The sequence below is a fragment of the Chitinophaga sp. S165 genome, assembly GCF_003182155.1.
In the GTDB taxonomy this organism is placed as follows: Bacteria; Bacteroidota; Bacteroidia; order Chitinophagales; family Chitinophagaceae; genus Chitinophaga.
Window position 1 is genome coordinate 125430 of the sequence record NZ_QGTG01000011.1, and the last position, 19641, is coordinate 145070.

At 47.8% G+C, this 19641-nt stretch carries 13 protein-coding genes; 11 read left to right on the plus strand and 2 right to left on the minus strand.

What is annotated here, in order from left to right; genetic code table 11:
* Window positions 1-218 precede the first annotated feature (218 nt).
* Window positions 219-611, minus strand: coding sequence for a VOC family protein (locus C7475_RS29080; RefSeq protein WP_110056949.1), 393 nt, complete (start codon window positions 609-611; stop codon window positions 219-221).
* Between the two features lie 136 nt (window positions 612-747).
* On the opposite strand from C7475_RS29080, the gene C7475_RS29085 reads away from it, so the two are divergent.
* From C7475_RS29085 to C7475_RS29120, 8 genes are all read left to right on the plus strand, one after another.
* The gene (locus C7475_RS29085; RefSeq protein ID WP_110056950.1) at window positions 748-1752 is read left to right on the plus strand and encodes a GlxA family transcriptional regulator; all 1005 of its coding nucleotides are present in this window, start codon (window positions 748-750) and stop codon (window positions 1750-1752) included.
* 100 nt (window positions 1753-1852) lie between these two features.
* Window positions 1853-3184 (plus strand): ethanolamine permease, encoded by a 1332-nt coding sequence (eat, locus tag C7475_RS29090; RefSeq protein WP_110056951.1) that lies wholly within the window; start codon window positions 1853-1855, stop codon window positions 3182-3184.
* A 158-nt stretch (window positions 3185-3342) separates the two neighbouring features.
* Window positions 3343-4722 (plus strand): ethanolamine ammonia-lyase subunit EutB, encoded by a 1380-nt coding sequence (locus C7475_RS29095; RefSeq protein ID WP_110056952.1) that lies wholly within the window; start codon window positions 3343-3345, stop codon window positions 4720-4722.
* 37 nt (window positions 4723-4759) lie between these two features.
* Window positions 4760-5545, plus strand: a complete 786-nt coding sequence (gene eutC, locus C7475_RS29100) for an ethanolamine ammonia-lyase subunit EutC (protein WP_110056953.1) — start codon at window positions 4760-4762, stop codon at window positions 5543-5545.
* Between the two features lie 104 nt (window positions 5546-5649).
* The gene (locus C7475_RS29105) at window positions 5650-6207 is read left to right on the plus strand and encodes an RNA polymerase sigma-70 factor (RefSeq protein ID WP_110056954.1); all 558 of its coding nucleotides are present in this window, start codon (window positions 5650-5652) and stop codon (window positions 6205-6207) included.
* Window positions 6208-6251: 44 nt separating this feature from the next.
* Entirely contained in the window at window positions 6252-7169 is a 918-nt protein-coding gene (locus C7475_RS29110; protein ID WP_110056955.1) for a FecR family protein, read from the plus strand.
* An 18-nt stretch (window positions 7170-7187) separates the two neighbouring features.
* Window positions 7188-10397: a SusC/RagA family TonB-linked outer membrane protein gene (locus C7475_RS29115; RefSeq protein WP_110056956.1), complete on the plus strand. Its 3210-nt coding sequence runs from the start codon at window positions 7188-7190 to the stop codon at window positions 10395-10397.
* A gap of 9 nt (window positions 10398-10406) precedes the next feature.
* Window positions 10407-11933: a SusD/RagB family nutrient-binding outer membrane lipoprotein gene (locus C7475_RS29120; RefSeq protein WP_110056957.1), complete on the plus strand. Its 1527-nt coding sequence runs from the start codon at window positions 10407-10409 to the stop codon at window positions 11931-11933.
* Between the two features lie 155 nt (window positions 11934-12088).
* On the opposite strand, the gene C7475_RS29125 is transcribed toward C7475_RS29120, so the two are convergent.
* Window positions 12089-12490, minus strand: a complete 402-nt coding sequence (locus C7475_RS29125; protein WP_233260002.1) for a hypothetical protein — start codon at window positions 12488-12490, stop codon at window positions 12089-12091.
* Between the two features lie 90 nt (window positions 12491-12580).
* On the opposite strand from C7475_RS29125, the gene C7475_RS29130 reads away from it, so the two are divergent.
* The 3 genes from C7475_RS29130 to C7475_RS29140 all read left to right on the plus strand — a co-directional run bounded on the left by C7475_RS29130 (window position 12581) and on the right by C7475_RS29140 (window position 19607).
* On the plus strand, window positions 12581-12784 hold the full coding sequence (locus C7475_RS29130; RefSeq protein WP_110056958.1) for a hypothetical protein: 204 nt from the start codon (window positions 12581-12583) through the stop codon (window positions 12782-12784).
* A gap of 335 nt (window positions 12785-13119) precedes the next feature.
* Window positions 13120-17529 (plus strand): hypothetical protein, encoded by a 4410-nt coding sequence (locus C7475_RS29135; protein ID WP_110056959.1) that lies wholly within the window; start codon window positions 13120-13122, stop codon window positions 17527-17529.
* 5 nt (window positions 17530-17534) lie between these two features.
* Entirely contained in the window at window positions 17535-19607 is a 2073-nt protein-coding gene (locus tag C7475_RS29140) for a fibronectin type III domain-containing protein (RefSeq protein WP_146217690.1), read from the plus strand.
* Window positions 19608-19641: the final 34 nt, after the last annotated feature.

Here is a 19641-nt window from a genome sequence, read left to right on the forward strand (position 1 = left end):
CGTCTGTTTTACGTTGGATATGAGGGAACCAGGTGTAAATAATGTCCAGAAACGACGGTTGTAGGGTTATTATTGTATTAAGTTTACAATAATTACAATATTTTCCTGTTCTCTGGAGAACAAATTTTCTGAGAAGTCTTGTGTATGGCAACAAGCTACCATACACAAGATCTTTTGTTACTTGTGTAATTATCTGAATAACAAAGGAACATCAGATATTAAGCCGGGTCGCCTTGTTCACATAACATCATGTAGGCGCCTGCGGGGTCTTGTATTAGGCCATACCAGTCATTCCCCATTTTACGTTTATCGCCGATCACCTTCCCGCCCAGGGCTTTAACCTGCTCCAGGCTGTTATCCAGGTTTGCCACGGCTACATACACCAGCCAGTAGGGAGGAATGTAACTGTTAGACCCTTTCGCATGACAAACACCAGTTGTGCCGGTTGCCTGATCCCCATCGGGGACCTGCATAACGAAGTCCTCGTAATCGCCCATACTGAGCCCTGTTTTTTCCCATCCTATTACCTTCTGATAGAATTCACTGACTGCAACGGCATCAGGAACTGCGAGATCATGCCAGAGAATGGTGCCTGGTTTCTTTTTTTCCATAATTGTGGTTTATATATTGCCCGGCTCCTAAGATACGGATTGTAATCTTTTCTAGAATAACTGAGAATGAGGCTGGAAGGGTGTATTTGGGACAAATGTCGTAACTTGACCAGCACTTTGTTTAAAACCTGAAATCATGATGAACCTGGCACTGATGCTCACCTACAACCACCGGCTAATCAGCACGGCAGCCATTCTGGATGTTTTTGAATCAGTAAACAATATGTATGCTGCAAACCAGCAGGCCCCATTCTTCAATATTCAGCTGGTATTGCCCGATCAGGAAGGAGTGGATATATTACCTCATTACGGCCGTTATGCAACGGTTGCTTTAAAGGACGCTGTTAAACCGGAGCTGGTGCTGATCCCTGCTTTCATTGCAGGAGATGTGGATGGCGCCATCGCCGCCAATAGCACGCTCATCCCCTGGATCAGGCAGCAACACCATGCAGGAGCAGAAATTGCCAGCTTCTGTACCGGTGCTTTCCTCCTGGCCGCCACAGGGCTGCTGGACGGTAAACCTGCTACCACGCATATGAATGCATGTACCGCTTTTGCTAATCATTTTCCGGATGTATTGCTGCAACCTGATAGAGTGCTGACAGCTTCATCCGGTATCTTCACCAGCGGAGGCGCTACAAGTACTTTCCATTTGCTGTTGCACCTGGTAGAGAAACACTGTGGACAGGATATGTCCGTAAAAGCTGCGAAACTATTTGCTATCGATATGGACCGTGAAACACAATCCTACTTCGGTATGTTCCTGCCGGAAAAGAAACATACGGACCCGCTGATATCAGAAGTACAGCAACGCATGGAAGCCAGTTTCCAGGAGGCGCGTAACGTGGAGTCGTTCATGGAGAACATTCCTGCCAGCCGCCGGAACTTCGTACGCCGCTTTAAACAGGCTACAGGCATCACCCCGATTGAATACCTGCAAAAGACCCGCATTGAGGCCGCCAAGAAGATGCTGGAACAGACCAGCAACAGTATCCTGGCAGTGATGCTCGACTGTGGTTATAACGACATCAAAGCATTCCGTAAAGTATTCAGAAAAGAGGTAGGGCTCACCCCCACAGAGTACAGGGTTAAGTTTGCAGGCAACCGCAATGCAAATACCTCCCTGGCACTTGAGATGTGATCTTTTTGTGTATCTTGATAACATTTCACGGAGGGAAACGGGAATATACTTTATCAACCAATGGTAGTGATTCAGGCATTACCAGCAATCCCGTGTACATATGTCTGCTCAGCAAACAACTGTTTTAAAGAAAGTAATAAAGCCCATACACCTCTGGGCCATCGGCGTCGGACTGGTCATCTCCGGTGAATATTTCGGCTGGAACTATGGCTGGGGTGTAGCCGGTACAGTCGGTTTCCTTCTGGCCACGCTCATCATCACCTTATTGTATTTTACCTTCATTTTCAGCTTTACAGAACTGACCACGTCCATTCCACAGGCAGGCGGTCCCTTTACTTATACGCACAGGGCTATGGGACCTTTCGGTGGCCTCATCGCAGGATACGCCACCGCTGTAGAGTTCCTGTTGGCCACACCGGCCATTGCTTTTGCACTTGGCAATTACCTGCATTTCCTGCATCCTTCATTGCCGGTACTGGGATGTGGTGTCGCTTTCTATGTACTGCTAACAGGGATCAACCTGTTAGGTATTAAAGAGTCCGCGCTCTTCTCACTCATCATCACATTACTTGCGGTATTTGAGCTGTTGGTATATATGGGCATTGTAGGGCCATCTTTCAAGGCATCCAACTTCATGCACAATGCTATGCCTGCGGGATGGTTTGGCGTATTTGCCGCACTGCCTTTTGCTATCTGGCTGTATGTCTGCATTGAGGGTATCGCTATGGTAGCAGAGGAAGTAAAAGAACCTTCCCGTAATATTCCTAAAGGATATATCTCTGCCATGTTAACGCTTGCTTTGCTGGCTATCGGCGTGATGGTACTTACCGGTGGGATCACAGACTGGAAATCATTATCTGCTATTGATTACCCTTTGCCCGAAGCGATAGGGGTCGTACTGGGTAAACAAAGTGGCATCACGAAGATCTTCGCAGGTATTGGTCTCTTCGGATTGATTGCATCTTTCAATGGCATCATTATCAGTTATTCCCGCCAGCTTTTTGCACTGGCCCGAAGTGGTTATCTTCCCGCCGCGCTGGCAATAGTCAGTCCCAAAAGAAAAGTACCGTATGTGGCATTAATTGTCGGAGGATTATTGGGTGTGGTAGCACTCTACCTCGGCAAAACAGACCAGCTGGTGATACTGTCCGTAATGGGTGCAGTGGTCATGTATATCTTCAGTATGATCAGCCTGTTCATCCTTCGAAAAAAGGAACCTGCATTAGAACGTCCTTTTAAAGCGCCCTTCTATCCCTGGTTTCCGGGCATCGCATTGGTATTATCAGTTATCTCATTAATAGCGATCATTTACTATAATCAATTGCTGGCATTATTATTTTTCACGGGACTGGTCATTGCGTTGATCATATTTGTCGCAATGGGTAAACACCGTATATCAGCCCCTGTAACACAACAGGAATTGATCATATAACAAAACAAAAAAAACAAAACACAAACAACAAAACACAATAGGACCCTTAGGGGGCCCCTGTTTGTAACGCGGGGTGTTAACCCCGGGCCCGGGCCCGAGCCTGGGCAGGAGGCCTGGGACGGAGGCCGCAGACGGAAAAACAAACAAAACAAACAACCGTGGCATACCATCACACCATACATAACAAAACATACCAGTTCGGCAACCTCCGCACCTTACTCGCGAAGGCGACGCCCTTCCGTTCCGGCGATGCCCTCGCCGGACTCGCTGCTGACAGCTATGAAGAACGTGTAGCCGCGCAGATGACATTAGCGGATGTGCCTTTAAAAACATTTCTTCAAGAAGCGATCATTCCCTATGAAAAAGACGAGATCACCCGTTTGATCATAGATACCCATGACCAATCTGCTTTTGCGCCCATCAGCCATTTCACTGTCGGTGAACTGCGTGATTGGCTGTTAAGTGATGAAGCAGATCCGCAAACGCTGCAAAGGCTATCGCCTGGGTTAACACCGGAGATGGTAGCGGCAGTATCTAAACTGATGCGTAACCAGGACCTGATCAGTGTAGCGCAAAAATGCGAAGTAGTTACACGTTTCCGGAATACGATCGGTTTGAAAGGACATTTATCGGTGCGCTTGCAGCCTAATCATAATACGGACGATCCCAAAGGCATTGCTGCCAGTATCATAGACGGGCTGTTATATGGTAGCGGAGATGCGGTGATAGGGATCAATCCGGCGACCGACAGTCCGCAGACGGTTATCAGGCTGTTACAGATGCTGGACCAGTTACGTACACAATTTGATATCCCTACACAGTCTTGTATCCTTTGTCATGTAACGACAGCACTGGAAATCATGCATCGTGCACCGGTCGACCTGGTATTCCAGTCTATCGGAGGAACAGAGAGGACCAACAGCAGTTTCGGTATTCAGTTATCATTGCTGAAAGAAGCGCATGAAGCAGCGTTGTCGTTACAGCGGGGAACGATAGGTAACAACGTGATGTATTTTGAAACAGGGCAGGGCAGTGCATTATCGGCTAATGCGCATGAAGGCGTAGACCAGCAAACCTGCGAGGTCAGATCATATGCAGTGGCGAGGCAGTTTTCTCCATTACTCGTGAATACCGTTGTAGGATTTATCGGCCCTGAATATCTGTTCGACGGCAAACAGATCATTCGTGCAGCGTTGGAAGATCATTGCTGTGGTAAGCTGCTGGGACTACCGATGGGAGTAGACATCTGTTATACAAATCATGCGGAGGCTGATCAGGATGATATGGATAACCTGCTCACGCTGTTAGGAGTAGCAGGATGTAATTTCATTATGGGAGTACCGGGCGCAGATGACATCATGCTGAATTATCAGTCCACTTCATTTCACGATGCATTGTATGTCCGTAAGGTATTAGGATTAACACCCGCGCCTGAGTTTGAGGCCTGGCTGCTGCGGCAGGGTATCCTGAATAGCAAAGGCCAGTTGCAACAGGTAGGAAAGATGCATCAGCTCTTAGGTTATAATGCGGGAGAGTAATTAGAATATCACACGGAAAGAAAAAGAAAACATAAGGATGAATAGGGAATTACAGCATAGGAACCCGGTACAGGAAGACCCCTGGTCTTCATTGAAAGCTTTTACCACAGCACGTATCGCGATTGGACGAACAGGGACTGCCATACCGTTGAAGGAAGTATTATCCTTTAAGCTGGCGCATGCACATGCCCGGGATGCTGTTTATTCACGGCTGGATACGATGTTGATACAGGAGCAGCTGCAACCTTTCCATATAGACATGTTGTTATTGCACAGCAGTGTGGCAGACAGGCAGGAATATCTGCAACGCCCTGATAAAGGCCGGCGGCTGGATGCACATAGCATAGAAACACTGCATACATTACCCATATCATCATTGCAGAAAGACGTAGCTATCATCATCGCAGACGGGCTCTCTGCTACGGCCATGAATATACATACGCTGCCATTGCTGGCACAGTTGCTACCGATGCTGAAATCTGCAGGTATATCACTAAGCCCCGTTTGCCTGATAGAGCAGGCAAGGGTGGCCATCGGCGATGAAGCAGGTGAATTATTAAAAGCCAGGATGACACTCGTATTAATAGGAGAGCGGCCCGGACTTAGTGCGGCAGATAGTATGGGCGCTTATATCACATTCAATCCACGCATAGGAAATACAGACGAATCAAGGAACTGTATATCGAATATCCGGCAGGAAGGATTGCAATACGAGCAGGCCGCAGGGAAGATCTGTTACCTGTTGCAAGAGGCTGTCAGATTACAGTTATCAGGTGTTGGTTTAAAAGATAACTATGACGCCACAGCGCGCCTGGAGGGCTGAAACGGACATTCAGCGTTACACCATCTACAATCAATATCTCCGAAAATTCCCAACTATTATTTAAAAAAAGATAATACTTTGTGCGGCATTCGTATAATGAATAGATGACGCAAGACGGATACCATATCTCTGCCGAAGAAGCTACGGACGCGCTCCGGGGCCTTAATGCCGATGTTTTCCGGAAAATTTATACCGCATATAGTGAGGAATTGTTCCTCCTGGCTTATCGTTGGGTAAAGGACAACGATCTGGCTAAAGAGGTCGTGCAAAGCCTGTTCGTTCATCTGTGGGAGAAAGGACAACAGATCACGATCACCGGCAACGTGCGGCACTACCTGTACCGTGCAGTGACCAACAGAAGTATCAATGAATTAAAAAGACGTTCAAGAAATGTGAGTGAAGAAGCTTTGCAATGGCAGGCCGATGATGCCTCATTACATGAGATCACCGACCACCTGCTGTTACAGAAAGAGATCATGCGCCTGGTGCAGGGATTGGCCCCCCGCTGCCGGGAGATCTTTCTGCTTAGCCGTTTCGAAGGACTCGAACCGGTACAGATCGCAGAACGCCTGGGTATCACACTCAATACAGTGTATTTTCAGCTGGCCATGGCCCTGAAATACCTGCGTACACACTTATTGGACGGAAAAAAATTGCAGTAGCATCAAAGTATCGGGGTGCTGAATTGTCATCATATTATAAAGCAATGAACAAGAACGATGTAACGGAGTTTGTCATAGATTGTCTGACAGACCCCGGTAACAGGGACAAACAGGCTGCATTAAACCAATGGTTGCAGGAATCGGAAGAGAACCGCCATTTGTATGCAGAACTGAAGCAGCTTTGGGAAGCCGCCGCAGATGTCCCCCCTGTGCCTTTTAATGTACAGGAAGGCTGGCAGGAATTATCAGAACAGATAATACCGTCCGCGCCTGTGAAACACCTGTTCCCGTGGAAGATCGTAGCAGCAGCTGCGGTCCTGTTGTTGCTTGTCGCAGGCGGATGGTGGTGGCAAACATCACGCGACGGCTGGATCACTTACACGACGCCTGCATACTATGTGGATAGTATAGGCTTGCCGGATGGTTCCAGGATATACATGAAAGCAGGCAGCTCGCTGGCATACAGAAAGTCATTCAAAGAACGCGAAGTAAGATTACTGAAAGGAGAGGCCTATTTCGATGTTGTGCAGGACCCGCAGCGGCAGTTCCTTGTCATAGCGGATAAATCTACCGTAAAGGTGCTCGGAACGGCATTTAACGTGCGCATAGATAGTGCTTACACAGAAGTGATCGTCTTCGAAGGAAAAGTGAGCCTGCACAGCGGAGGAAAGAAACTGGTGCTGAACAGTGGCGACGGTAATCTGGCTACGGTTAACCGCAAGGATGATGAGATGAAACATCCCGAAGGTAACTATAGCAATAAATGTGCATGGGCCACGAACGAACTGGTATTTGAAAACGAAGAAGCTGAATACGTAGCAAAGGTAATATCCGCGCATTATCATATCAGTATCATAAACATTGCAGAAGATTTACGGCATAAACGGATTACCTTACGTCTGCATAATACACCCCGGGATGAGGCAATAAACATATTTGGGGCCGTCCTGGGGCAAGAATAACTGAGCTCCATTACCCTTATGAAGGTCCTGGCCACTTTAGGTATAGTTACCCTCTTATTGTTTGCTGTCCTGACCAGTACAGCGCAAGAGTCTCCACTACTCCAGCAGCGTCTGAATATCCGGACGAGGAAAATGTCCGTACCTGATTTTCTGAAATGGATAGGACTGCAAACTGGTGTGTCCTTTGCTTATCCTAATGAGATCATCAACGGGCATGCCCGCGTTACAATGAATGAAACTCAGATCACCATACAGGCAGCACTGGAACGTATTTTTCCTGCTACGCAATATGATATCCGGACCATCGGGCATCAGATCATTATCAGATTTAAAAAAATTACCCCTCCCCATAGAGATACACTGACAGCTGCCCGTATCATGCAGATGAACACTGTTGTGGTAACCGCACTTGGCATCAACAGGGAACAATATTCTCTCGGGTACGCACATGCTGAGATCAAAGGAAAAGAACTGACAAGGGTGCGGGACATCCATCCCATGAATACACTGAGCGGGAAGATCGCCGGACTGGATGTTAGTCCTGTGAACAGCGGCGCCGCAGGTTCCACAAAACTGACCCTGCGGGGAATGCGCTTACTCGGTGGGAATAATCAGCCCTTACTCGTTATAGACGGTATCCCCGTTAACAATACTTCCCCCGGTCAGGCGGAAAGATATGGAGGGTATGACCTCGGTGATGGTACTGCCATTATTAACCCGGATGATGTAGAGACGCTCTCCGTGCTCAAAGGAGGGGCTTCCGCGGCCTTATATGGCAGTCGCGCGGCAAATGGAGTCTTACTGGTCACGACCAGGAAAGGTGTCCGTAAAGGGCTGGAAATAGAGTTTACGTCGAATGCAGTGCTGGAACGATTCAACAGTCAATACGATTTCCAGGAAGTCTACGGCAGTGGCCGGGATGGTATGTTGCCCGGAAATGTTGTCCAGGCCCGCTGGGATACCCAATACAGCTGGGGACCGAAAATGAATGCCGACAGCCTCGTACTGCTCTGGAACGGACAGAAAGTCCCCTATATGAAAGCAAGGCATTCTAAAGAGCAGTTCTTCCGCCAGGGATTTACGCTGACCAATACACTGGCACTGTCTACAGGGAACGAGAAGACCCGCCTGCGGATATCTTACACCAATACACGCAACAATGACATCGTACCCACCAGCGGACTGCAAAGACATCACCTGTCCGCCAGGGTTACGACCCGCTTTTCCCGGCGACTGGAGCTCGATGCCCGCATGGCCTGGCTCAATGAAGATGTGCAGAACCGCCCGGCCTTGTCAGATAACCCCAACAATGTCGGTTATGTGCTGAGTGGTATTGCTCCGAATATTGATCTTAACTGGTTAAAGGAATATAAAGATCCGGCGACGGGAAATTATATCAACTGGAACAATAACACCTATCAGGTCAATCCTTACTGGGCTATTTATGAACAGCCCAACTACAGCGATCAGGACCGTCTGAATGGTTTTGTCCGCCTGAAATATAAACTCTGCCCGGGCTTCTCGGTACATGTACGTTCGGGTATAGATTATTCTGCATTCTCTTTTTATGAGCTGATGAATTATTCTACGCCTGTCAATCCGCTCGGCGCAATGGCGCTCAAAGACAGGAAGCTGTGGGAGATAAACACTGACCTGCTGCTCAGTTATACCCGTCAGCTGGATCAATTCCGCTTTTCAGTGAATATGGGCATTACCCGTATGGACTATGAAGAACGTGTCCGTAATACAACGGCACGCGAAATGAACATCCGTGGTGAAAGAGGTCTTGATAATTTCCAGACCCGTATGCGTCATGAAATGATCCTCCGGAAGAGGATCAATGCTGTTTACGCCTCCCTGGACATTGATTACAAGCGGCTGTTATACCTGTCGCTGACAGGGCGTAACGACTGGTCGTCTACCTTACCGAGGAATCATAATGCTTATTTTTATCCCTCTGCATCTGCCGCATTTCAGTTTACAGAGCTGATCAAAAACAAGCAGGTACTGTCGTTCGGTAAATTCCGTTTGTCCGTGGCACAGACAGGTACCGATGCTGTACAGCCTTATCTGCTGCGTCTCACATATGGTTACAACCCCGACATTCCCAGCATAAAAGGATACTCCATTGGTGGTGTGGCTGTGGATAATGTACCGTTTGCAGATCTGCGGCCGGGTGTTAATTATGCTTACGAAGGAGGAGTGGACCTGTCTTTTTTCAAAGACCGTATACACCTGGATGCTACCTGGTATCATACCAGAACGATTGGCCAGGTGCTGAATGCGCCGGTGTCTACCACCAGTGGTTACACCAGTGCCGTGATCAATTCAGGTAAGATCCGTAATGAAGGCATAGAAATAGCATTGGGAGGAACACCTGTGATACATAAAGACTTCAGCTGGGATACACGCATCATTTTTTCACGCAACATGAACAGGATACAGTCGCTGAATTCATTGATGTCTCCCTATTACCCCATGGCAGTGGCGCGCTGGGGCAATGTTTCCGTGGTAGCAAAGAAGGATGCGGAATACGGTATGCTGACAGGCCGCCACTTCCTGCGGGATACAAAAGGACGGTTGGTACTGGATGGAAATAATCTGCCGAAATATACAACGGCCGATAGCCGGCTGGGCACTAACCAGTATGCCTGGACAGGTAGCATCACCAACCAGTTCTCATATAAACGTTTATCGCTAACCGTACTCGTAGACGTGAAATATGGCGGTAACATCTATTCCATGACTAACCTGTTGGCATATGAGAAGGGAAATCAGAAAGGTACGCTCGAAGGACGGGAAGGCTGGGCACGTTCAGAACAGGAGAGGATACGCGCAGGAAGAACACCGGAACAATGGACGGCTACCGGCGGATTACCGATCACGGGTATAGCCGCAGCTACCGGCAATGAGGTGACGGCATACGTGAATCCGCAGGCCTACTGGAAAAGACTGGCGGAGAACATTCCGGAAGCATTTGTTTACGATGCCACCTTTGTAAAGGTCAGGGAGCTGCACCTCGATTACGAACTGCCGCAAAGCCTCTTCAACAACGTATTCCGTGAAGGAACGGTTTCACTGATCACGCGCAATCCGTTCACGCTTTACAAAGCGGTACCTAATATAGATCCTGAATCGAGTTATAATAATACGACCGCGCAGGGACTGGAATATGGCTCCCTGCCAACACGAAAGTCTTACGGTGTTAAACTGTTCGTCAAGTTTTAACTGCTGCCAATGAAAAGATCTAGATGGAGTTTGCTGCTTATAATATTGTTGTCTTCGTGTACTGCCGGTTTTGAGGAGATCAATACCAACCCGAAGACGAAAGAACGTATTCCCCCCGGCGATCAGCTAACGGCTGCCGCTTACTTTATGGACGGAGGCCGTGAGATGGGATATCCTAATCTTTATCTTTTCCAGCCGATGGTGCAATACCTTACAGGACCGGAAGAGATGGGTAGAGGAGGGAAATATATTCACGATGAATTTTATAACAACTGCATGTGGGAAAACCTCTATGGCAAGAGTTTGAAACAACTGGTAGACCTGCTCGAAAATTATAAGAACGATACCATTTACGTGAACTACCTCGCGGCAGCCCGCATATTACGGGTGTATGTATTTTCCCTACTGACGGATGCCTATGGAGATATTCCTTACTCACAGGCTGGCCTGGCGTATTATGACAAAATATACACACCCGCGTACGATAAACAGGCAGACATCTATCCTGATTTTTTTAAGGAACTGTCCGAAGCAACAGCACAATTCGATCCGTCAAAAGAAGGCATCGCAAATGATATCGTTTATAATGGCGACCTGGGGAAATGGAAACGGCTGGCAGGTTCATTAAGACTACGTTTGGCAATGCGGCTTACCAAAGCGAACGGTATCGTTGCAAGAGAGCAGGTAAAGGCAGCAATAGCTGCCGGTGTGATGCAAAACGCGGAAGACAATTTCCGCATGTTACACGATAATTATGCATACCCCGACTTACGGGGAAACGGTTATTCACAAGCCTTACAGGAAGATAATGTGCATGAGTGGACCAGGGGATGCAGCACATTTGTAGAGTATCTGAAAGCAGAGAAAGATCCCCGTCTGTCCACCTTTTTTGTCAATAAGGATGCCTCCGGGAATGATATAACAGCTGTTACAAACTATCTGTCTATGGCGCCGGGATTGTACTATTGGGATGATGTGGAAGATTATGTCAGCCCGGAAGGAGTGGTCATACCTGCCACCAACAAGTACTGCACGCTTAGCCAATCTTTTTACCACTTGGGAAATCCTTTCCTGCACATGGGGTATGCGGAAGTAGCATTCCTGCAGGCGGAAGCAGCCGCGAGAGGCTGGATATCTGACGATGCCAATACCTGGTATCAGACCGGTATCCGGTCAGCGATCGAACAGCTGAAATACTATCCGGAGATAGCCTATATATCCGAAGAAACGGTAACAGAATTTATCAGGGCACACGACCTGACACCCGGAAAGGAACTCGAACAGATCAATATGCAAAAATGGGTGGCACTTTTCCCTAACGGCTTTGAAGCATACGCCAACCAGCGCCGCAGCGGCTTCCCGGTATTGGCGCCCATTACCGATATGGGTAATGAATCCCAGACCAATGGAACACCTCCTAAACGTTTGACCTATCCTTCAACAGAGGCCTTCAGCAACGCTGAACACTACCAGGACGCCGTGAACAGGATGGGAGGATGGGACGATTGGTTACACCCCGTATGGTGGAACAATTAACATCATTGTACAGGAACCTGGGGTGTAAACCCCGGGGACGGAACCGTGAACGGGTGCGTCACCCCGTGGTCGTGGGTGTTCAACAACCATCCCCCATAATCGCAATTATTCAAAACCGTTGATAAACCCGATCATCATCCGATCCGGCAATCATCTCACATCGTCTCTGTCTCTTCCGGATGTCTTGGTTTATGCCAGAGGTAATAATACCCCAGTATCAGCACGCCCGTTAAGAACGGAATCAGCGCGAGGTGTTTATAAGTGATCCATCCGGTAACGATCTCTGCATCAAAATGAAGGAACTCACTGATCATCCAGTAGGAGTTGGCGGTAATCCACACCGCAATAGCCAGATTATGGCATAATTCGGACATAAACTGTCGTGTGCGGTAAGCAATGACGATAGCAATGATCAGCGTGGGGAAGATCATCGCAATGCCCAGTGGTTTCCAGATCAGGCACCAGCCTATATCTTTCAACAACCAGAAAACAATATGCAGATTTTCCATTTTCCGGTATTTCAACGGAATGCTGTAGACAGGTGTGGTTTCGGGCATTTGGACTTAATTGTGCCGGCAAAAATATAAAATCTGTTGCCAATTGGTATAACTCTTGTATTATCCCCAGTGTAACCAAAAAGAAGGATTATGAAAAAAGCATTGATAGCCGCTTCCATTGTCGGCGCAGCAGCAGCAGGAGTGATCATCTATTTGACCAGGAAGAATGGCGGTATGCAACGCCTCCTGGATGGAGCAGAAGCCACCGCGGATGATGCCCGCCGTATGGCAAACCGTCACCTACGCAAAACACAGAAGAAAATTAATGCGATGGTCAGTGAAACCATGGAATAGTGAACACAGGCATTTTACCGGAATGGCAGGCCATATGTCTTATATGCTCCGGTAAAATGCCTGATCTTTTACGTATCAAGTCCACGTATGAAGCATGTATACGCCATATATACGCCATATATAAAGCGTACTTTACCCCCCGGATGCCCCTGACAAACTACCCTCCAGCCGCAGCTCACTTACCACTACCAGTACAGGAAAATTACTCGTACTCACTTCCTTTGCAATGATAATCAGTCACTTAAATAATATTATATAGAAAAGTATAATATGGTTAATAAAATGTTACATTTGTTTTATTGTTAATATTAAGGGACGACCCATCCTGTTGACCGATGAAGCACAACAACCCTATACCTGTACTGGCAGTATTGTTTTTTTTGTTGTTTTTCCTCAGGCCTCTTGACGTAAATGCGGCGGATTCCACGAGCACTTTACCGGCAGATACGGCCAAATCCGGATTAGTTGACCATGCTATGGGCGTGTTCAATAAGATCAAGGAAAACAATAAGTTTATAAGTTTTCTGACCAACGAATCGCTCGGCACACTGCCGGTCGGTCTTGTCCGTGAAATAAACGGTAAGGTCTATGTCATTGCTATTGACAGCATTCGTATGACACCGCAAGGCGCCTATCTGAGCGCCTATTTCCGTTTTACCTTCCCGGGTACCGACCGCGACCTCATCTTTGGTGGAAAGGACATCGCCTTTACTCCCGGAGGAATAGGTGTTGGAACATCTACCAAACTGGTCCTGCTCAATGAACAAAAGGTTAACATGAATGAACATGTGGCGATTACCTTCCCCGGTAATGGCAGCAACTTCGTCGAATGGGATTGCAACGGCTTCAAATCGGCCAACTTGAGCGGCGTATTTGATTTCGATAAAGGCTGGCTGGAACCTGATGACCCCGCACAGCAAACGGTGCGTGCTAGTCTGAATGTGAACGTCAGCGACCTCAGTAATATCATGGCCGATATCGACATCCCCACATTCCGCATAAAGGGGTTGAACGACTTCAACTTCAAAGTCAAACATGCCGTTGTGGATATGAGTGACGTGATGAACCCTACCGGCCTCAAAGTAAGTGCCGATATGCTGGACGATCCGGCCAGTCCCTTGCTGTGGAGAGGTTTTTACCTGCAGGAGCTGGAGGTAGGATTGCCCCAACAGGTGGCCGCAAAAGGTGGAAGGCCCAAAGTCAACGTTACAAACTTCATCATAGATGATCAGGGGGTAAGTGGTACCCTCACTGCTGATAACATCGTGAAACTGGGTGATGCCAGTGCAGGCGGTTGGCCAATGTCCATCGAAAAAGTGGGATTAAGCTTCAGTAAGAACAAACTGAATGGCGGCTCCCTCGGCGGACAGCTGAAGGTCGGTTTCCTGGGTGATGATCCGTTGAATTACGACGCCTCCATCAGTATGCGTGGCAGCGATACTTACTATTCCTTCGCTTTACAGACCACCGCCGATAAAACATTTAAATTCTTTGCAGGCAATATTACCCTGAATAAGGATTGCCGCATCGAAGTGACCAAGACAGATAAAGACTTCATCCCGAAAGCAACCCTCACGGGTAAAGTAGAACTCAATAAAAGCGTGCTGAAGGTAAAAGGTATTGCCTTCGAAGACCTGACCCTTTCTACACAAAAGCCTTACGTACATAGCGGCACCTTTTCTTTAGAAACAGAAAAAGGTGACTCAAAGATGAGTGGTTTCCCGATCGGGTTTGACGACCTGAGCCTCGGTATTTCAGATGGAAAAGTGGCCATCGGCGCTACCGTGAAGCTGAACTTCATGAACTCAGAAGACAAAGGCTTCGCCGGCAGTGCCGGATTTACCGTAACAGCAGCCCAGGAGGAAATAAAGGAAACTGTGATGGTGAATAATGTGGCTGTTGAAAAGATCGATACAAAATGGAAACTGGATAAAGTAACCGTCAGCGATATCGACCTGACAGTGAAAGTAATGGCCTTCCAGATGCATGGTATCATTACCCTGTTTGATGATCATCCTGTATATGGGAACGGCTTCCGGGGAATGCTTGATTTCTCTCTTCCCGGCCCCATCCCGAAAGCAAAGGCGACCGCCTACTTCGGTTCCAAAGATGATTACCGCTACTGGCACGTGGACGCATACATCGGTATACGCATTCCTGTACCGCCTATCCTGCAGATCACCGGTTTGATGGGAGGCATGTCATATCATATGGAACGGCCTGCAGATTTCGACCCTTACGATAGCAGGAACGTTATAGATAAAAAAGGAGGTCTGAAGGACGTGAACGAGATCTTCCAGTACGTACCGGTCAAAGAAGCCGGCCTCGGTTTCATGGGTGGCGTATCATTGGCACTGGCCACTGAAATGCTGATCAATGTGAATGTGGCGCTTGAAGTACAGTTTGGGACAAATGGTGGGTTACGTTATGTACAGTTTGACGGTGCAGGATATGTAATGCACGAAGCCTTGAAGGCCAAGAGCAAAAATGAGGCAAAAGAGGATGACTCCGCACCAATATGGGTTCAGTTCAAGATGCGTTACGACAACGTCAACAGCACGTTTGACGCAAGCATGAAAACCTACATCAACATCCTCGGTATAATTAAAGGTATCCATGAACGTGGATTGGTGGGTGAATCGGTGCTGCACGTCGGACCGGACGACTGGTACGCATACGTAGGCCGTCCGTCAAAAATGAACGGGCTTTCTGTGATAGGCGTAGCGGAAATAAAGAACTACTTCATGATGGGTACCAAAGTGGAAGATATGCCACCCGTACCTGCTGAAGTGAATGAAGTGTTTGATGATGTGAATACCGACTTCATGGCTATGGAAAATAGTATGAGTACCGGTAAAGGCTTTGGTTTCGGCGCCCACTTTAAAGTGGCCTTCTCGTTTGACTATGGCGTATATGGCGAGTTTGCCGTAGGCGCTGGCGCGGATATCTTATTGCGTAACTACGGAGAAGCCAGGTGTAAAGGCAGCGGTAGCGTGATCGGCTTTAATGGATGGTATGCCTCCGGACAAGCATATGCTTATCTGAAAGGGGACGTAGGTATCCGTGTGAAAGTATTCGGAAGGAAGAAAGGGTTCTCCATCGCCAAACTATCAGCAGCGGTATTGTTACAGGCTAAACTGCCTAACCCTGCATGGTTCCGTGGCATGGTCGGCGTGAAATATTCCATCCTCGGCGGCATGGTGAAAGGAAAGGCCAGCATCAAGGTGGAACTGGGCTCACAATGTGAGATCGTAGGCGGAAAAGAGATCAACGTTGAAGTGATCAGCGATATTAAACCGGATGATCAGGGCACAGATGTGAGCGTGTTCTCTTCGCCGCAGGTAGCATTCAACATTGCGATAGAGAAACCTTTCTCCATGATGAATGAGTATGATCAGGTAGCTACCTACCGTGTTAAGCTGGATGAAGTAACGCTGATGAACGATAAGACACCGATCACCGGTACTATCGTTGTGAACCCTGATGGTATGTCTGCTTCTCTCAATCAACGCGATGTGTTGCCGGGAGAAAGCACACTGACAGCTGCTGCAAAGATCCACTTCGAGAAACAGAATGGTGCAGGCTGGGATGTATTGAAAAGCGACGGCAGGAACATAGATTATGAAACGAAGTCAAGCACCTTCACTACCGGCGAAGAACCGACAACAATCAGCTGGGAGAATATCCTGTACGCTTACCCTATAAGAAGCCAGTATAACTTCCTGCCAGGTGAGTATAAAAAAGGGTATATCAAACTGAAGTATGGTCAGCCGAAACTGTTCAGGAAAACAGATGACGAAGGTAAAAACTATAGTGTAACGGCCGCATTTACTTCTGCGCAGAAACAGGCTGCTGCTTCGAATGTATCCTATGATGAAGCAATGACCCAGGTCAACTTTGATATTCCCTCCGGATTGTCTAAGGAAATGATCTACACATACAGCATCACCCGCACCTCCCTCGATGGAGAGAAGGCCGCTGACAACGTAGTGAAAAATGAGGACCTTACTGTGGGAGAAGATGGCGACAGCACAACTATTACAAGCTCCTCACTGAAAGGCGATGCGAAGTCGGACGTCAACAAAGAGATCATCGCATACAATTTCCGCACCAGCAAGTACAACACCTTTGCAGAGAAAATGAGTGCCGTAACCAACGCACAGGACCTGTGGGATATCGCAACAGGTTATGTAACCGTGATCGGTACCCGCTTCAATACAGATGAAACCTTTGACAGGTTTGACATCAACGGAGACGCCACCTTTAACAGCAAACCGCTCATATTACTGAAGGCCGGTACGAACAACGCCTGGTTGCAGAACAAGGTCCTGCCATTGATGTACAACGGTTATCCATTTGAATCAGGCATGAAGCTGGAACGTGATCCTGCTACCACCGGCGGCGTACCGCCACTGGAAGCTGTGCGCATGTATAACAATGATAACAATTACTACCAGCTGGAAAGCAATCATGTGACCGATGGTATTGCACCTTTAAAACCAGGTGTGTGCCGCTTCATGTACTACGTGCCTTTTGCTGCGCATGAGGACTACATGGAGCTGACTGCAAAAGCAGGCAGGTCATATCTGACTGGAACTACGGCTACACCAGCAGGTAATCTGTTACTGCATACATTCCCTGACCTGCAGGGTAACATCTATTATCCTGTAGAACTGCAGTACCGTTTACCTGGATTGAACCAGATCTCATCAACAATTACAAAGAGTATCTACTATAAATTATAAGTGACATGCTTCGTTTCCTATTATCCCTTTTAACCTCGGTGACGTTGTTATTGTGCAGCACAGGTATTTCCTATGGACAGGATAATGAACATAAGGTCGTGGGGATAGCTGATCCCAAAAATGGTAAGGTCCGCCTGCGCTGGTCGCCCGCCAGCTTTATAGCCTGGGAGATCGGTAATAAGTATGGTTATACCGTTGAACGCTTTACTATATCGAACAACGGCGTATTGATTAATCAGCCGAAACCTGTACTGCTAACCCGTCAGCCATTGAAGCCATACACCTTGCAACGTATGGAAGCGTTGGCAGAGAGGGATGATCGCTTTGCGATGATCGCAGAACTGATCTACGGTGAAGGCGGTAAAAAAGTAACGCCCGAACAGGGCTTCGGCGCCTACCTGGAAAGTAAGAACACTAATGACTGGCGGATGGTAATGGCCTTGCTGTCATGCGATCTTTCCATAGCCACCGCTCAAAGTGCAGGTCTGTACCTGGAAGACGAAGAGGTAAAGAAAGGAGAACGTTACGTTTACCGCATTGCAGTGGCACAGCAACCACAGGGCCTGATTATCGATACGGCCTTCGTAGTAGCCTCACTGGATGAACCGGTTGCACTGGCGAAACCGGCGGAACTGGCCATTGTTTGTGGCGACAGTACTGCCACTCTGGGCTGGCTCACCACCTATAGCCGTAGTATGTATAGTGCCTATATGGTAGAACGTGCCGTAGATGGAAAAAACTTTAAACCAGTATCAGATCTTCCTATCCTGCCCACCTCGCCGGATAAGAACGGCTTTTCCTATTACCAGGACTCCCTGCCGGATAATGATAACAGATATACCTATCGAATAAGAGGTGTTACGCCCTTCGGCGAATATGGGCCCTATTCACAGACCGTAGCAGGTATAGGAGTACCGGCAGTTTCCGACATGCCTGTCATGGACACGATCATTGTCGTGGACAACAAGAAGATCACCCTGCAATGGAGCCTGCCAGGTAAATTGTCACAGCAACTGGATAAACTGATCATCACCCGTTCAGATAAAGGGACAGGGCCTTTCAGCCCGCTGGCAACCTTAAAGGGTACAGCAACCACCTTTACCGACGATAAGCCCGAACTGTCAAATTACTATCGCATAAAGGGAATTACCCGTAGAGGCAAAGCCATTTATTCATTCCCATACTTTGCACAACTGATAGACAGTACGCCGCCTGCCATTCCCGTCGGACTGGCAGGTAAAGTAGATTCTACCGGTATTGTCTCTTTACTGTGGACGGCAAATACAGAAAAAGACCTGCGCGGTTACAGAGTGTTCCGGGCTAACAGTACCAAAGAAGAATTTATAGAAGTAACACGTGAAATCCTGATGCGCCCGCAGTTCACAGATACCATCACCCTGCATACCCTTACCTCTAAAGTATTCTACAAGGTGATCGCGGTAGATAAGAACTACAATCCATCTGAATATTCGCCTTACGTGATGTTGAAACGACCCGATACCATAGCGCCTTCGCGGCCGCTTATCACGAAGGCTTACAGGTCTGACAGCTTGCACGCTGTCGTACTCGAATGGGTAAATAGCTCCAGTGCCGATGTCGTAAAGTATACGCTATACAGCATCAATACAAAAGACAGCAGCCGGAAAGAAGTGGCCGTGTGGGATACCGCCTCCAAGCGGGAAAGCTATACCGATACAGCATTGGTAGCAGGTAACACTTACTACTACGAACTGGCCGTATACGATGATTCAGGTAATCATGCTAAAGAACTAAGCGGCGATATCTGGTTTGAATCAGGTAAACGCCCGGGAGTGAAAGGCCTCAAAGGAACAGTCAATACAGAGAAGAAACAGATAGAACTAAGCTGGCAATATAATCAACCGGAAGTAAAACAATACCGCATCTATCGCGCGAAGAACGACAATCCCTTTATTCTGTACACTACTGCGGATGGCACTAAACAGGACTGGACCGACAATGAGGTGTTCATTGGAAATGTCTATAAATATAAGATCACCGCTGTAATGAAAGGAGATGTGAAAGCAGAAATGAGCAAAGTGGTGGAAGTTAAATATTAAGCACACACCAGGTGCTTGTTTATTATCTCCCAAA

Bases quoted from the DNA above. Each gene is read 5' to 3' on its own strand.
- C7475_RS29080 (WP_110056949.1), bottom strand. From the start codon at position 611: ATGGAAAAAAAGAAACCAGGCACCATTCTCTGGCATGATCTCGCAGTT.
- C7475_RS29085 (WP_110056950.1), top strand. From the start codon at position 748: ATGATGAACCTGGCACTGATGCTCACCTACAACCACCGGCTAATCAGC.
- eat (WP_110056951.1), top strand. From the start codon at position 1,853: ATGTCTGCTCAGCAAACAACTGTTTTAAAGAAAGTAATAAAGCCCATA.
- eutC (WP_110056953.1), top strand. From the start codon at position 4,760: ATGAATAGGGAATTACAGCATAGGAACCCGGTACAGGAAGACCCCTGG.
- C7475_RS29105 (WP_110056954.1), top strand. From the start codon at position 5,650: ATGACGCAAGACGGATACCATATCTCTGCCGAAGAAGCTACGGACGCG.
- C7475_RS29110 (WP_110056955.1), top strand. From the start codon at position 6,252: ATGAACAAGAACGATGTAACGGAGTTTGTCATAGATTGTCTGACAGAC.
- C7475_RS29115 (WP_110056956.1), top strand. From the start codon at position 7,188: ATGAAGGTCCTGGCCACTTTAGGTATAGTTACCCTCTTATTGTTTGCT.
- C7475_RS29120 (WP_110056957.1), top strand. From the start codon at position 10,407: ATGAAAAGATCTAGATGGAGTTTGCTGCTTATAATATTGTTGTCTTCG.
- C7475_RS29125 (WP_233260002.1), bottom strand. From the start codon at position 12,490: ATGCCCGAAACCACACCTGTCTACAGCATTCCGTTGAAATACCGGAAA.
- C7475_RS29130 (WP_110056958.1), top strand. From the start codon at position 12,581: ATGAAAAAAGCATTGATAGCCGCTTCCATTGTCGGCGCAGCAGCAGCA.
- C7475_RS29135 (WP_110056959.1), top strand. From the start codon at position 13,120: ATGAAGCACAACAACCCTATACCTGTACTGGCAGTATTGTTTTTTTTG.
- C7475_RS29140 (WP_146217690.1), top strand. From the start codon at position 17,535: ATGCTTCGTTTCCTATTATCCCTTTTAACCTCGGTGACGTTGTTATTG.